Annotated in this window: 12 protein-coding genes; 8 read left to right on the forward strand and 4 right to left on the reverse strand. The window is 69.0% G+C overall.

Annotated features, from left to right (window positions below; translation table 11 throughout):
• The first annotated feature begins 29 nt into the window (after positions 1–29).
• The 4 genes from KW835_RS17590 (at position 30) to KW835_RS17605 (ending at position 7,865) form a co-directional block, all read left to right on the forward strand.
• Positions 30–788, forward strand: coding sequence for an alanyl-tRNA editing protein (locus tag KW835_RS17590; protein ID WP_218384791.1), 759 nt, complete (start codon positions 30–32; stop codon positions 786–788).
• 136 nt (positions 789–924) lie between these two features.
• Positions 925–4,779 (forward strand): DUF748 domain-containing protein, encoded by a 3,855-nt coding sequence (locus KW835_RS17595; protein WP_218384792.1) that lies wholly within the window; start codon positions 925–927, stop codon positions 4,777–4,779.
• A gap of 108 nt (positions 4,780–4,887) precedes the next feature.
• The gene (locus KW835_RS17600) at positions 4,888–7,152 is read left to right on the forward strand and encodes a protein-disulfide reductase DsbD (RefSeq protein ID WP_218384793.1); all 2,265 of its coding nucleotides are present in this window, start codon (positions 4,888–4,890) and stop codon (positions 7,150–7,152) included.
• Positions 7,153–7,250: 98 nt separating this feature from the next.
• Complete coding sequence (locus KW835_RS17605; protein WP_218384795.1) at positions 7,251–7,865, forward strand: thioredoxin family protein; 615 nt, start codon at positions 7,251–7,253, stop codon at positions 7,863–7,865.
• A gap of 70 nt (positions 7,866–7,935) precedes the next feature.
• Here KW835_RS17605 and KW835_RS17610 read toward each other — a convergent pair whose 3' ends face one another.
• Positions 7,936–8,739 carry an IclR family transcriptional regulator gene (locus tag KW835_RS17610; protein ID WP_218384796.1) on the reverse strand — a complete coding sequence of 268 codons (804 nt, stop codon included), beginning with the start codon at positions 8,737–8,739 and terminating at the stop codon, positions 7,936–7,938.
• A 146-nt stretch (positions 8,740–8,885) separates the two neighbouring features.
• Between KW835_RS17610 and KW835_RS17615 the strand changes: the two genes are divergently transcribed.
• From KW835_RS17615 to KW835_RS17630, 4 genes are all read left to right on the forward strand, one after another.
• Entirely contained in the window at positions 8,886–9,842 is a 957-nt protein-coding gene (locus tag KW835_RS17615; protein WP_218384797.1) for an MBL fold metallo-hydrolase, read from the forward strand.
• Positions 9,843–10,038: 196 nt separating this feature from the next.
• Positions 10,039–11,691, forward strand: a complete 1,653-nt coding sequence (locus tag KW835_RS17620) for an FAD-dependent oxidoreductase (RefSeq protein ID WP_218384802.1) — start codon at positions 10,039–10,041, stop codon at positions 11,689–11,691.
• Positions 11,692–11,710: 19 nt separating this feature from the next.
• On the forward strand, positions 11,711–11,959 hold the full coding sequence (locus KW835_RS17625; RefSeq protein ID WP_218384804.1) for a DUF2783 domain-containing protein: 249 nt from the start codon (positions 11,711–11,713) through the stop codon (positions 11,957–11,959).
• A 93-nt stretch (positions 11,960–12,052) separates the two neighbouring features.
• On the forward strand, positions 12,053–13,021 hold the full coding sequence (locus KW835_RS17630) for a tripartite tricarboxylate transporter substrate binding protein (RefSeq protein WP_218384806.1): 969 nt from the start codon (positions 12,053–12,055) through the stop codon (positions 13,019–13,021).
• Positions 13,022–13,201: 180 nt separating this feature from the next.
• Here KW835_RS17630 and KW835_RS17635 read toward each other — a convergent pair whose 3' ends face one another.
• Genes KW835_RS17635 through KW835_RS17645 form a run of 3 tightly spaced genes read right to left on the reverse strand, consistent with a single transcriptional unit; the run spans position 13,202 to position 14,934 of the window.
• Positions 13,202–13,765, reverse strand: a complete 564-nt coding sequence (locus tag KW835_RS17635) for a DUF2062 domain-containing protein (protein WP_218384808.1) — start codon at positions 13,763–13,765, stop codon at positions 13,202–13,204.
• A 7-nt stretch (positions 13,766–13,772) separates the two neighbouring features.
• Complete coding sequence (locus tag KW835_RS17640; RefSeq protein WP_200912460.1) at positions 13,773–13,934, reverse strand: hypothetical protein; 162 nt, start codon at positions 13,932–13,934, stop codon at positions 13,773–13,775.
• A gap of 19 nt (positions 13,935–13,953) precedes the next feature.
• The gene (locus tag KW835_RS17645; protein ID WP_218384810.1) at positions 13,954–14,934 is read right to left on the reverse strand and encodes a TerC family protein; all 981 of its coding nucleotides are present in this window, start codon (positions 14,932–14,934) and stop codon (positions 13,954–13,956) included.
• Between the last annotated feature and the right edge of the window lie 39 nt (positions 14,935–14,973).

A 14,973-nucleotide genomic window follows, 5' to 3' on the forward strand; every position in this document is an offset into this window, starting at 1 on the left:
AGCTGCGATCTTATGGCACGACCTGATTTATGACCCACGACCTCTTTCGACAAGACGCCTACCTGCGCGAGTGCAGCGCCCACATCACCGCCGTGACCGACGCGGGCATCGTTCTGGACCAGACGGTGTTCTACCCGCTGGGCGGCGGCCAGGCCGGGGACAGCGGCGTGCTGGCGCTGGCCGATGGCACCGAAATCGCCATCGCCGACACCCGCAAGGGCAAGGATGCCGACGGCAAGCCCACCAGCGACATCGTGCACGTTCCGGCCCCCGGCCAGGAAGACCGCCTGGCGCAGCTGGCCGCCGGCACGGCCGTCACCGCCCGCATCGACTGGGAGCGCCGCCACCGCATGATGCGGCTGCACACCACGTCGCACCTGCTGTGCCATGTGGTGCCGCAGCTGGTCAACGGCTGCTCCATCACGCCCGACTATGCGCGGCTGGACTTTGCGATGACCGACCCGCTGGACAAGGACCAGCTGACCGCCGCCATCGCCACGCTGGTGGCCGCCGCGCACCCGCTCACCGTGGCATCGATCAGCGACGAGGAGCTGGACGCCAACCCCACGCTGGTCAAGAGCATGAGCGTGCAGCCACCGCGCGGCACGGGGCGCATCCGCACCATCCGCATCGGGGGTGATGGCGGCGATGGCGGCATGCCGCTGATCGATCTTCAGCCCTGCGGCGGCACGCATGTGGCCAACACGGTGGAGATCGGTGCCATCGTGGTGACCAAGATCGAGAAGAAGAGCGCCACCACCCGCAGGGTGGTGCTGGGCTTCGCCTAGGGCCCCCCCCGTTGCAATGGCTTACGCGCGGTGCCCGACAACTGGGACAATGTGGCCCGCGCGCGCGGTCGTTCTCCTTGTGTAGCCCCAGGCCTTCGGTGCCTGTGGCCGCGGCGCCCATCCGTCCGCCGCCACCATGCCGCCTGCCCTGCGCCCTGCCCTGTCCCTTGCCGCCCTCCGCCAGCACCGCTGGTTCCGACCCGCACTGGGTGCCCTGGCAGGCCTGATCGGCCTGTGGCTGGTGGCCTGGCTGGCAGTTCCCGCACTCATCAAGGGGCCGCTGGAGCGCGCGGCCAGCGAGCAGCTCGGCCGCCAGGTGACGGTAGGCGCCATCGATTTCAAACCCTGGACGCTGGAGCTGGCCCTGAGCGATGTGGCTGTGGCCGGTGCCGAGGGCGCACCGCCGCAGCTGACCATCGGCCGGGTGTATGCCGATGGCGAGCTGCAGTCGCTGCTGCGCCTGGCCCCGGTGGTGGACGCCTTCAGCATTGAAAACCCTGTGCTGCGCCTCACGCACCGGGGTGATGGCCACTACGACGTGGACGACATCATCGCCAAGGTCACCGCGCCCACCGGCGAGCCCAATAGCGGTCCCGCACGCCTGGCTCTCTACAACCTGTCGCTCAGCGGCGGCAGCATCGACTTCACGGACCAGGCCGTGGGCAAGACCCACGAGGTGCGCGACCTGGCGCTCACGGTGCCCTTCATCAGCACCCTTCCCTCCAAGCACGACGTCAAGGTCGAGCCCCACCTTTCCTTCGCGATCAACGGCAGCCACTTCGACTCGTCCGCCGCGGGCACCCCGTTCGCGCAGACGGGCCAGGGGGAGGCGAGCATCCGATGGAATGGCCTGCATCTGAGCCCCTACCTGGGCTACCTGCCCGCCAGTGTCCCCGTCAAGGTCCAGGACGCCACGCTCGACGTGGACGTGAAGGTGGCCTTCGAGCAGGCGCCACGCATGTCGGTCAAGCTGACCGGCACCGTGCAGGCGCGCGATGTGCGGCTGACCGACCGCCAGGGGGGCGACCTGCTGTCGTACGAACGCCTGAAAATCGAGATGGCCGATGTGCGCCCGCTGGAGCAGGTGGTGCACCTGAGCCAGGTGGAGCTGACCGCGCCCGTGGTCACCGCAGCGCGCGATGCGTCGGGCCGGATCAATCTGGCACAACTCGCGCCCAGCCCGGCACCCTCCGGCGCACAGGCAGCATCGACGACCAGTGCGGCCGCGTCGGCAGCACAGCCATCCCCACCGCCAGCTTCTGCGCCCGAGGCCACCGCCAGCATGGCGGCCTCCGCGCCCCGTACCAGTGCCAGCAAGGCCGGCACCAAGCCACCCGCCGCCCCTGCCTGGGCCGTGCGGGTGGACAGCGCCGCAGTGCGCGGCGGCACCGTGCGGTGGTCCGACCAGACGACCCGGCCCGCCGCCACGCTGCAGGCCACGGAAGTCACGCTGGATGTGGCGGACATGGCGCTGCCGCTGGTCAAGCCCGCCCGCTTCAAGGGCGGGCTCCAGCTGCAGGAGGGCGGCTTGCAGTTCAGTGGCGAAGCAACCGACCAGAAGGCGCAGGTCAATGCATCGGCACAGGCGCTGTCGCTGCAGCTGGCCGCCCCGTACCTGGCGCAGCTGCTGGAGCCCACCGTGGCAGGCCAGGTCACGGGCGACCTGGGCGTGCTGTGGGAGGCACCCACGGCCAAGGCCGCGCAGGCTGGCGCTACCGGCGTGACGCTGACCGCAGGCCCGCTGGCGCTGGAGCAATTGGCGGTGAAGCAGGGGCGCACCACCGTGGTCGGACTGGGCAAGCTGGCGGTGGAAGGCGTGCAGGTGCCGCTCGATGCGCGCACGGCCACGCTGGCCAGGCTGACGCTGTCGCAGCCCCTGGCCGCGATCGAGCGCAGCGCGGACGGGCGCTGGATGTTCGAGCGCTGGATGAAGGCTGCCGGCTCCGCACAGGCACCGGCCCCCGACAGCGGTACGGCCGCTCCCTCCGGCAACGCCACGGCCGCACCCTGGAAGCTGCGCGTGGCCGACCTGGCCGTGGAAGGCGGCACGGTGTCTTTCGCCGACAACGCCCAGCCCCGCCCTGTGGCGCTGGACTTGTCGGCGCTGAATCTCTCCGCGAAGAACCTGGCCAGCGACGGCAGCAAGCCCGAGGCGTTCCAGCTGTCGGCCCGCGCCGCCGCGCCCGGCAGGGGTGGCGGCAAAGGCGGCAGCAAACCCGAGGCCGGCAAGATCGACTACCAGGGCACGCTGGCCCTGCAGCCCCTGGCGGCACAGGGCAAGCTCGACCTGGCGCGGCTGCCGCTGCATGCGCTGGACGGCTACCTGGCCAGCCAGCTCTCGGTGGAGCTGCTGCGCGCCGACATCGGCTTCAAGGGCCAGGTCGCGCTGGCCCTGAATGACAAGGGCACCAGCCTGCGCCTGGCGGGCGATGCGGCCATCGATGAACTCACGGCCAACAGCACCGCCGCATCGACCCCCAAGACCGAGGCCCAGGTGGGCGAGGAACTGCTGGCCTGGAAGAGCCTGACCCTGCGCGGCCTGTCCGTGGCCACAGCCCCCGGCACCGCGCCACGGGTGGATGTGAAGGAGACCAGCCTGGTGGACTTCTTCGCGCGCATCACCGTGAACGAGGCCGGGCGCATCAACCTGAGCGATATCGCCAAGACGCCGGCCGAGGCGCAGGCTGCGAACGCGGCCAGCGCCGCCAACGCAGCGGCCAGCGCCCCCGCTGGCGCATCCGCCAGCGCTGCCGCCCCAATCGCAGCCGCCAGTGCCCCCGCCAGCACCGCCCTGGCCAAGGTGGACCCGCTGGCCCCCGTCGTCCAGTTCGGTCCCGTGAGCCTGGTCAACGGCAAGGTACTGTTCTCGGACTTCTTCATCAAACCCAACTACTCTGCCGACCTGTCCGAGCTGACCGGCAAGCTGAGCGCTTTCTCGTCCGAGGCGCCCGGCGGCGAGCCCCTGCTGGCCGACCTGGAGCTGCGCGGCCGCGCCGAGGGAACGGCTTCGCTTGAAGTCACCGGGAAGCTCAACCCGCTGGCCAAGCCGCTGGCGCTCGACATCGTGGGCAAGGTGCGCGACCTGGAGCTGCCGCCGCTCACGCCCTATGCGGTGAAGTACGCTGGCCACGGCATCGAGCGCGGCAAGCTCAGCATGGACGTGAACTACAAGGTGCTGCCCAGCGGCCAGCTCACGGCCAGCAACCGGCTGGTGCTCAACCAGCTGACGTTCGGCGAACCGGTGGAGGGTGCGCCCAACAGCCTGCCGGTGAAGCTGGCGGTGGCCCTGCTGGCCGACCGCGACGGCGTGATCGATCTGGACCTGCCCATCAGCGGCTCGCTGAACGACCCGCAGTTCCGCCTGGGGCCCGTGATCGGCAGGATCATCGTCAACCTCATCGGCAAGGCGATCACCGCCCCGTTCAGCCTGCTGGCCAGCGCCTTCGGCGGCGGCAGCGAGATGAGCCACGTCGCTTTTGCGCCCGGCAGCGCGACGCTCACGGCGGACGCGAAGCAGAACCTGGACAAGGTGGTGAAGGCCCTGGCCGACCGGCCTGCGCTCAAGATCACCGTGACCGGCATGGCCAGCCTGAAGGACGAGCGCGAAGGCCTGCAGCGCGAGCGCCTGCAGCAGCAGGTGCTGGCCGAAAAGCGCCGCGCCAGCCCCGCTGACACCGCACCCGTCTCGGCCGCGGAGTACCCCGCCCTGCTCAAGGAGGTGTACCGCCGCGCCGACATGGCCAAGCCGCGCAACCTCGTCGGCCTGGCCAAGGAACTCACGGTGCCCGAGATGGAAGCCCTGCTGCTGGCCAACCAGAGCGCCACCGAGGCCATGGCGGCCGACCTGGCCCAGGAGCGCGGCCAAGCGGTCCGCAGCTATCTGGTGGCGCAGAAGCTGCCCACGGAGCGGCTCTTCGTGGCGGCGCCCAAGTCGGGCAGCCAGGCGGACAAGTGGACGCCCCGGGCCGAACTGAATCTGGGGACGCAGTAGCGCACTTCCCGGCGCCTGCGGGCAGCGCCGCGCACAATGGAGGATTGACCGGAATCAGGGGTGCGGCATCGGAACCAACGGCGCCGCGCCTGCTCCCACACTGCAACCATGTCCTCACGCCTGCTCCACCGCCTCGCGAATACTCTGCTTTTGATAGCAGCCTGCGCTTCATGGACAAGCGCCAGCGCCCAACTCAGCACCAAAACCAGCGGCCAGGGCACGAGCGTGGTCACCACGCCGTACGTGCGGGCCGAGCTGATGGCCCACGCGCCGCAGGGCGTGGCGCCGGGGCAGCCGCTGTGGCTGGGCCTGCAGATCACCCACCAGCCAGAGTGGCATACCTACTGGAAGAACCCCGGCGACTCGGGTTTGCCCACCGACCTGGCCTGGACGCTGCCCGCCGGACTGGACGCCGGAGAGATCGCCTGGCCCCTGCCCAAAAAGATTCCCATCGGCACGCTGGCGAACTACGGCTACGAAGGCACGGTGCTTCTGCCCGTGCCGGTCACCGTGGCCAGCACCTTCGCCGCCGGGCCGCTGGCCAGGGACGCCACCATCAAGCTGCGCGCCTCCTGGCTGGTCTGCCGCAAGGAGTGCATTCCCGAAGAGGGCGAGTTCACCCTGCAACTGCCCATCCGCAGCACCACGGCCTTGAACGGCGCCGCGTTCGAGGCGGCGGCCAAGGCGCAGCCGCAACCGGTGCTGGCAGGCACGAACGGCATCGTGCCGGACAGCCAGGCGCAGATTGCCGACGGCAATGCCCTGCAGGTCAGCGTGCACGGGCTGCCCGTTGCGCTCAGGGGCAAGACGCTTGATGTGTTCCCGGAGACCAGTGAAGTCATCGACAACGCCGCGCAGTGGACGCAGGCCTGGAACGGCAGCGTGTGGACCGCCAGGATCCCGCTGGCGGACCAGCGCAGCCACAGTCCCAGCCTGATGCCGGTGGTGCTGGCCGAGCGGTCGGCCCCGCGGGGCGCGGGCGCCCACGCCACCGGCCCCGACACCCGCACGGGCTACCGGGCGGAGCTCAAGGTGCTGGGCACCTGGCCGCAGGCGGCCTCCGTGGCCGCCGTGTCGCCCGCGCTGGAGGCAGCGCTCAAGGCCAATGCTGCCAACGCAAGCGCGGCTGCGGGCGGCTCGGGCGCGGGTTCGGGCGCATCCAGCCTCACGCTCTCGGCGGCGCTGCTCGGCGCCCTGCTGGGCGGCCTCATCCTCAACCTCATGCCCTGCGTATTTCCGGTGCTGGCGATCAAGGTCGTGGGCTTCACCCAGCACGCGCAGGACCGCCGCGCGCACCGCCTGAGCGGCCTGGCGTACACGGCGGGGGTCGTGCTGTCCTTCATGCTGCTGGGCGCGCTCATGCTGGGCCTGCGCGCCGCGGGCGAGGCCGTGGGCTGGGGCTTTCAGCTGCAGTCGCCCGCGGTGGTGGCCGCACTTGCCGCGCTGTTCACGGTGATCGGGCTGAACCTGGCGGGCGTCTTCGAGTTCGGGCACTTTCTGCCGTCGTCCGTGGCCAGCCTGCAGGCGCGCCACCCGGTGGCCGACAGCTTTCTGACCGGCGTTCTGGCCGTGGCCGTCGCATCGCCCTGCACCGCGCCGTTCATGGGCGCGTCCATGGGCCTCACGGCCACGCTGCCGGTGCCCCAGGCGCTGGCCGTGTTCGCGGTGCTGGGCCTGGGCCTGGCGCTGCCTTACCTGGCCGCGAGCTTCATCCCTGCCGTGGCGCGCGCCCTGCCACGCCCCGGTGCATGGATGGACACCTTCCGCAAGTTCATGGCCTTCCCGATGTTCGCCACCGTGGTGTGGCTGGTGTGGGTGCTGGGGCAGCAAAGCGGCATCGACGGCGCGGGCGCGCTGCTGATCCTGCTGGTGGGCGTGGGGCTGGTCGCCTGGTCGCTGTCGCTGGCGGGCCGCGCGCGCCGCTGGATGGCCACGGTATCGGTGGCCGCGTTCGCACTGCTGGCCTGGTCGTTCGGACCGCACATCACCAACGTGCCAGCCCTGCACACGGCACAGCCCGCCAGCGCAGGCGGCGCGCAGTGGCAGGCCTGGACCCCCGGCGCGGCCGAGCAGATCACGGCTGGTGGCCGCCCCGTGTTCGTCGACTTCACCGCCGCCTGGTGCGTGACCTGTCAGTACAACAAGAAGACCACGCTGGCCGATGCCGACGTGCTGGCCGACCTCGCCGCCAAGAACGTGGCGCTGCTGCGCGCCGACTGGACGCGCCGCGACCCGGCCATCACCGCCGCCCTCGCGCAGCTGGGCCGCAACGGCGTGCCCGTGTATGTGTTCTACCAGGCCGGCAAGCCGCCCGTGGTACTGACCGAGGTGCTCAGCGTGCAGGAGGTGCGCGCCACCATCGCCCGGCTGTAGATGCATCAACCAGTGGCCGCGCTGCATGCCATCCATGCAGAGCGTTGTCCGTTGGTTGTCGTTGTTCACCGTCGCCATCAACCCAGGGAGATCCCGCCATGAAGTTGCTTCGCCGTACGCTGATTGCTTCTGCCGCCGCGCTGTTCGCCAGCGGCGCCGCCCAGGCCGCCACCACCGTGGGCCAGCCGGCCCCCGACTTCACGCTCAAGGACGCCACCGGCAAGACCGTGCGCCTGTCCGACTTCAAGGGCAAGCATGTGGTGCTGGAATGGACCAACCCCGGCTGCCCCTTCGTGCGCAAGCACTACGACAGCGGCAACATGCCCGCCACCCAGAAGGACGCCGCCAGCAAGAACGTGGTCTGGCTCGCGGTCAACTCCACCGAGAAGGCCAGTAGCGACTACCTGGAGCCCGCCAAGCTCACGGCCTGGCTCACCGAGCGCAAGGCCCAGCCCACCGCCGTGCTCATGGACGAGGAAGGCACCGTGGGCAAGAGCTACGGCGCACGCACCACGCCGCACATGTACATCGTCAACCCGCAGGGCGTGCTGGTGTACGCGGGCGGCATCGACAGCATTCCCTCGGCCCGCCCGGCCGACATCGAGAAGGCCACCAACTATGTGAAGGTGGGGCTGTCGGAAGCACTGGCGGGCAAGCCCATCTCGGCGGCGACGACGCAGCCATATGGGTGCAGCATCAAGTACAAGTCCTGACGCACATCGCGTTCCGGCACCGAGAGTGAGGCATCACGCCCGCAAGCCGCTCACCGGGCGCTCGCTCCGTTCAGGCACCCGCTCCCAGCCGCTGCGACAAACTGCTGGCCGCCTCCCGCAGATGCTGCGCTGACGCGCTGTCCGGCCCTGTCTGCAGCGTCGCACTTGGCCCGATCACCGCCAGGCACAGCACCAGCTGCCCAAACCCATCAAACACCGGGGTGGCCAGTGCGCTGATGCCGGGCAGCAGCTGGTCGGTCACCTGTGCCACCTGGTGCGTGCGCACAGCGTCCAGCTCGGCCGCAAACGCGGGTTCGTCCAAAGCCCCCGCAAACCCCTCGGCCGCCAGCGCGGCGGCAGCGCGCTCGCGCGGGCCGAAGGCCGCGAACACCTTGCCCGTGGCCGTGTGGCGCACCGACGCGGTCGTGCCATGGCGCATGGCCACGTACACGGCCGTGGGGCCTTCTTCCACGCGGATGATGGTGGGGCCGTTGTCGCCCCAGACCGAGGCCGAGACGGTGTAGCCGATGCGCTGGGCCAGCGCGGGCAGCTCGGCGATCGCCAGACGCACCGGGTCCACCTGCTGCAGGCTGATCAGGCCCAGCTGCATCGCCAGCGGGCCCAGGCCGTAGTGGCCGCTCACGGTGTCCTGTTCGATGAGGCCCAGCTTGCCGAAGCTCACGAGGTACGGGTGCGCCTTGGCGGGCGTCATTTCGGCGGCGCGCGCCAGGTCCTTGAGCGCCATGCGGCGGCCGGTGCGCGCCAGCACCTTGAGCAGTTGCCCGCCCACCTCCACGCTCTGGATGCCGCGCGGCGCGCGCGGGCTGTCGTCTTCATCGTCGGGGCGGGGCATGTCGGGTGCGAAGGAGGCCATGGGTGCGATTGTCCACGGCAAGGGCCGGCGCCAATGCGTTCGGGTTTTCACCTAAACAAATGCATTAGACATTGGCGAATTTATTGCCTAACATCAAAACATTCTGTTTAGATAAATGCATTCATCCATAACGAATTGCACCGCCCATGACCACCAAGACCTTCGCCTCCGCCGCCGACCTGGACGTCAAGAAGGTGAGCTTCGACAAGCTCTCCGACCATGCCTATGCCTACACCGCCGAGGGCGATCCCAACACCGGCATCATCATTGGCGACGATGCGGTGATGGTCATCGACACCCAGGCCACGCCCGTGATGGCGCAGGACGTGATCCGCCGCATCCGCGAGGTGACGGACAAGCCCATCAAGTACGTGCTGCTCTCGCACTACCACGCGGTGCGCGTGCTGGGGGCCAGCGCCTACGGCGCCGAGCACATCATTGCCAGCGAGGACACGCGCGATTTGATCGTCGAGCGCGGCCAGTTCGATAAGGACAGCGAGATCGGCCGCTTCCCGCGCCTGTTCCAGAACGTGGAGAGCGTGCCCGAGGGCCTCACCTGGCCCACGATGACCTTCACCGGCAAGATGACGCTGTGGCTGGGCCAGCTGGAAGTGCAGATCCTGCAGCTGGGCCGTGGCCACACCAAGGGCGACACCGTGGCCTGGCTGCCGCAGGAAAGGATCCTCTTCAGCGGCGACCTGGTGGAGTTCGACGCCACGCCGTATGCGGGCGACGCCTACTTCGAGGACTGGCCGCAGACGCTGGACAACATTGCGGCCCTGAAGCCCGAAAAGCTCGTGCCGGGCCGGGGCGCCGCGCTGCAGACGCCCGAGCAGGTCCAGGCGGGCCTTGCCGGCACGCGCGCCTTCATCAGCGACCTGTACAACAGCGTGAAAGCCAGTGCCGCCCAGGGCGAGGACCTGCGCAAGGTGTACGAGGCCACGTTCGCACAACTGCAGCCCAAGTACGGCCACTGGGTGATCTTCAACCACTGCATGCCGTTCGACGTGACCCGCGCCTACGACGAGGCCACGCAGTACCCCGACCCGCGCATCTGGACGGCCGAGCGGGATGTGGCGATGTGGAAAGCACTGGAAGGTTGAATAGAGAAACACCTCCCCTGAGGCGCTGCGTGCCTTCCCCCTTCTCTCGCACCGCTGCGCGCTGCGGGAAGGGGGACGACGCCCTCGCTGTGGGGCGGCCCTGGCTTGGCGTCCCTCGCTGGGGGCTGCGCCAGTTGCAAAGGTCCGCTCCCGGAGCAGCGCCCGGCTCGATCCAAGACACAAAGGTCATGACGCCATGAACCCCAGAGACATGCCTCCCGAGGCCTTCCACGCCAGCGGCGCCGAGGTGCAGGCCCTTGAATTCGGCTACGTGCGCTCGCCCGACCAGGACAGCGCCACGCCCGCGCAGCACCCCGTGGTCATCGTGGGTGCGGGCCCCGTGGGCCTGTCGCTCGCCATCGACCTGGCGCAGCGCGGGCAGCGCGTGGTGGTGCTGGACAACGACCACAAGCTCTCCACCGGCTCGCGTGCCATCTGTTTTGCCAAGCGCACGCTGGAGATCTGGGACCGCCTGGGCGTGGGCCAGCGCATGGTGGACAAGGGCGTGTCGTGGAACGTGGGCAAGGTCTTCCTGCAGGACGAGCAACTGTATGAGTTCAACCTGCTGCCCGAGCAGGGTCACGAACGCCCGGCCTTCATCAACCTGCAGCAGTACTACGCCGAGGCCTACCTGGTGGAGCGGGCGCTGCAGTTGCCGGGGATCGACATCCGCTGGCACAACCGGGTCACCGCCGTGGAGCAGCACGAGGGCAACGCCCTGCTGACCGTCGCCACGCCCGAGGGCGACTACCGCATTGGCGCGCAGTGGGTGGCCGCGTGCGACGGCTCGCGCTCGCCCCTGCGGCAGATGCTGGGCCTGGAGAGCAAAGGCCGCATCTTCAAGGACCGCTTTCTGATCGCCGACGTGAAGCTGGCGGGTGGTGCCGATTTTCCGACCGAGCGGTGGTTCTGGTTCGACCCGCCTTTCCACCCCGGCCAGAGCGTGCTGCTGCACCGCCAGCCCGACAACGTGTGGCGCATCGACTTCCAGTTGGGGTGGGACGCCGACCCCGAAGAGGAAAAGAAGCCAGAGAACATCCTGCCGCGCGTGAAGGCGCTGCTGGGGCCCCAGGCGCAGTTCGAGCTGGACTGGGCCAGCGTGTACACGTTTGCCTGCCTGCGCATGGACCGTTTCGTGCACGGCCGCGTGGTGTTCGTGGGCGACAGCGCCCACGGTGTCTCGCCCTTTGGCGCACGCGGCGCCAACAGCGGCGTGCAGGACGCGGAGAACCTGGCCTGGAAGCTCGATGGGGTGCTGCAGGGTTGGGCCAGCGCTGCGCTGGTGGCCAGCTACGGCCCCGAGCGCGAGTACGCGGCCGACGAGAACATTGCCAACTCCACGCGTGCCACCGACTTCATCACGCCCAAGAGCGAGATCAGCCGGCTGTTCCGCGATGCCGCACTGCACCTGGCGCGCGACCATGCGTTCGCGCGGCGCATCGTCAACAGCGGGCGCCTGTCGGTGCCGGCGACGCTGCACGCATCGCCCTTGAACACGCCTGACACGGACACCTTCGCAGGGACGCAGGTGCCGGGCGCCGTGCTGCTGGACGCACCGCTGGCACGCCAGGGCCAGCCCACCTGGCTGCTGCGCGAACTGGGTCCGCAGTTCACGCTCATCGTCTTTGGCGCGGCACCTGGCTGGGCATTCGAAGTGCCGCAGGTGCAGGTGCTGCAGATCGGCGTGGAGGTGCGGGACAGCGATGGCCTGGCCGCGCAGCGCCTGGACGCCCTGCCCCACACCGCCTACCTGGTGCGCCCCGACCAGCACGTGTGCGCGCGCTGGCGCATACCCACCGAAGCCGCCGTGCGCGCTGCCCTGGCCCGCGCCACGGCCGCCCACGCCTGACTCCACGGAGCCCCAGACCATGCTCAACACCCAGCCCCACCTGCAGGCCTGCGACGACTTCTACGAAGCGCTGATCAATGCCCATCAGGGCCTGTCCCTCCCCGAGAGCCACGCCATGAACGCACGCCTGGTGCTGCTGCTGGCCAACCACATCGGCGACCACGCCACGCTGTGCGATGCGCTGCGGCTGGCACGCGGGCGGAACGCGCCCCCGCCCGCCGAGCACCCGGCCATCACCCCCGTCGCGCCTGCACACACCATGGCCTGAACCCCGAGCTTCACCCGCAGCGGCCACAGCACTGCACAGACAGCGCGCCGCCGTTTACCCGACCACCACGCACAACAACCCGGAGACAAAACCATGCTGCGCAAACACTTCCTCGCCACCCTAGGCGCCCTGGCACTCACCACGCTGGCCCTGCCCGCCAAAGCCCAAGACCCCAAGCCGCTCGAATGGGTGGTGGGCTATGCGGCCGGCGGCGGCTCCGACATCGTGGCGCGCACGATTGCCGAGTCGATGTCGGCCACGTTGGGCCGCCCCATCGTCATCAACAACAAGCCCGGCGCGGGCACCAACATCGCGGCCGAATACAGCGCACGCCACAAGGACTACGGCAACCTCATCTTCTCGGCCGACTTCGCCACGCTGGCGGCCAACCCGTTCCTGTTCAGCAAGCTCAGCTACAACTCCGAGAAGGACTTCCAGCCCGTGGGACTGCTGGTGCGCTTCCCCATGTTCCTTGTGGTGTCCAACAACGTGCCGGCCAAGAATTTGAAGGAGTTCATGGCCTGGGCCAAGGGCTTGCCTGACGGCGTGAACTGGGCATCCGCCGGGCCGGGCAGCCCGCACCACCTGGTGGGCGAGTTGTTCCGCGAGCAAAGCGGTCTCAAGCTCACGCATGTGCCTTACCGCGGCGCCGCCCCTGCCATCCAGGACGTGATCGGCGGCCAGGTGCCCGCGATGTGGATCGACAGCGCCACGGTGTACCCTTTCCTCGCGACCGGCAAGGTCAGGGCCATCGGCGTGGCCAGCCCGCAGCGTGTGGGCACCATGCCCGATGTACCCACCATCGCAGAGCAGGGCCTGCAGGGTTTTGAAGGCTATGCCTGGCAGGGCGTGGTCGCACCCACCGGCACGCCGCCCGAGGTGGTGGCGAACTTCAGCAAGGCCCTGCAGGCCGCGCTGGCCGACACCCGCACCAAGGCGCGCCTGCAGGCCCTGGGCGTGGAGCCCATGCCCGGCACTGCGGCGCAGATGGGCAGCTTTGCGCGTGCCGAGCGGGAGAAGTGGGGACGCGTCATCACCAAGGTCGGCGTAAAGCTTGACTAACCCCATTGATTGAGCCCCCTGAGCGGCTGCGCCGCTTCCCCCTCAAGGGGACGCCTCCAGCGGCCCGGCGAAGCCGGTTCCGCGGTGGCACTGGCGATGGCCGGGCGCCAGTTTCGCAGCTTGTGGACTTCAGGATCTGCGGTTTAGCGCTTCGGAAAGTGAGCAGCGCCGATCCGTGCTCTACGCAGCGGAAGCTCGGCAGCGTGCCAGCCGGCGCTTGCGCTGCAAAGCAGGGGCCAGCCACATCAGTTGCACCGCGGCATAACCCAGCGCCGCGAGCAGCAGTCCCAGTGTGGGCAGGCCGACGAGCAGCGGCGTGCCCAGGGCCTGGATCCACGCCGCCATCGCCTGCACCGAGAAATCGCCGCCCGGCGCGACGCTGCTCCACGGCGGCAGGGTTTGCGTGCCGGGCATCACCAGCGACCCCAGGTAAAACGCCAATGCATACAGCGGCACGGTGGTGAACGGGTTGGTATAGAACGTGGCCACAGACCCGGCCACCACGTTGCCGCGAATCCCGGCGCACACCACCAGCGTGCCCGGGATCTGCAGCGGCCCGGGGATGAGTCCGCAGAACATGCCCGCTGCCACACCGCGCGCCAGCGGCTCGCGCTGAAAGCGGAACAGCGCGCGCCGCTCCAGCCATGGCCGCAGGCCGGAAAGCCAGCTGCGGTCCAGGTGCGTGCGGGCCCGGGGTTCCAGGCCGCGCAGCCAGCGGCGCAGGGAGCACAGCATGGACATCATCGCGCGGTCAGTTCCAGGCAAAGGCGGCTGCCGTGCCCGCGCCGCACAGGGCCGACAGCCCCATCAGCAGACGCACATCGCGCTTCTCGTTGCCCGCCCGGTGGGCGATGACGGTGGCGGCGACGAGGCCGCCCAGGAGAAACAACAGTACAGAGTCCAGCAGTTCCATGGTGCGTGCTCCCTTGCGGTCAGTCCTTGGGTGGCAGGGCCTGTGCCGGCTGGGGATTGCCCCCCGAACTGCGCAGCGACAGGAAGATGGAGCCTGCGATCAGGCCGGCTGTCACCAGCAGGGCGTAGCCGATCGGGATCTTGACCAGGTCGATGAGCAGCATCTTGCCGCCGATGAAGATCAGCACCAGCGCCAGGCCATAGGCCAGCAGGTGGAAGCGGTCCGCCAGGTCAGCCAGCAGGAAGTACAGCGCGCGCAGGCCCAGGATGGCGAAGATGTTGGCCGTGAGCACGATGAACGGGTCGTTGGTGATCGCGAAGATGGCAGGGATGCTGTCCACGGCGAAGATGATGTCGGTGGTGCCGATGAGCACCAGCACCACGAACAGCGGGGTGTAGTGCTTCACCCCGTTGACCAGCGTGGAAAGCTTTTCGCCGTCGAACTGGTCGGTGATGCGGATGCGCTTCTTCAGGAACTTGAGCACCGGGTTGGTGGCGATGTCGGGCTCCTGCCCGGCGGCGAACCACATCTTGGCGCCCGTGACCACGAGGAACGCGCCGAACACGTAGAGCAGCCAGTGGAAGGTGGCCAGCAGCCAGGCCCCCGCCAGGATCAGCAGCGTGCGCAGCACGATGGCGCCGATGATGCCGATGATGAGCGCACGCTTTTGGTACTGCGGCGGCACGGCGAAGTAGCTGAACAGCATCAGGAAGACGAAGATGTTGTCGATCGACAAGCTCTTTTCCACCAGGTAGCCGGTGATGAACTGCATCGACACCGTGTTGGCCACCTCGCGGCCCTGGCTGCTGTCGAGGTACCGCCACAGGATGGCGACGAACACGAAGGCCAGCGAGAACCACAGCAGGCTCCAGCGCAGCGCCTCTTTCATCGTGACCTTGTGCGCGCCCTGGCGCTCCATCACCAGAAGGTCCACGCCGATGGCGACGACCACGAAGACGGCGAATCCCGCCCACATCCACCAGGTTCCTATTGTTTCCATGAATCTTTGCTCCGAAGGGAATTGGTTCTTCTGCCGGGC

Origin of the sequence: Acidovorax sp. sic0104, assembly GCF_019219095.1 — a bacterium.
Taxonomy (GTDB): Bacteria; Pseudomonadota; Gammaproteobacteria; order Burkholderiales; family Burkholderiaceae_C; genus Acidovorax.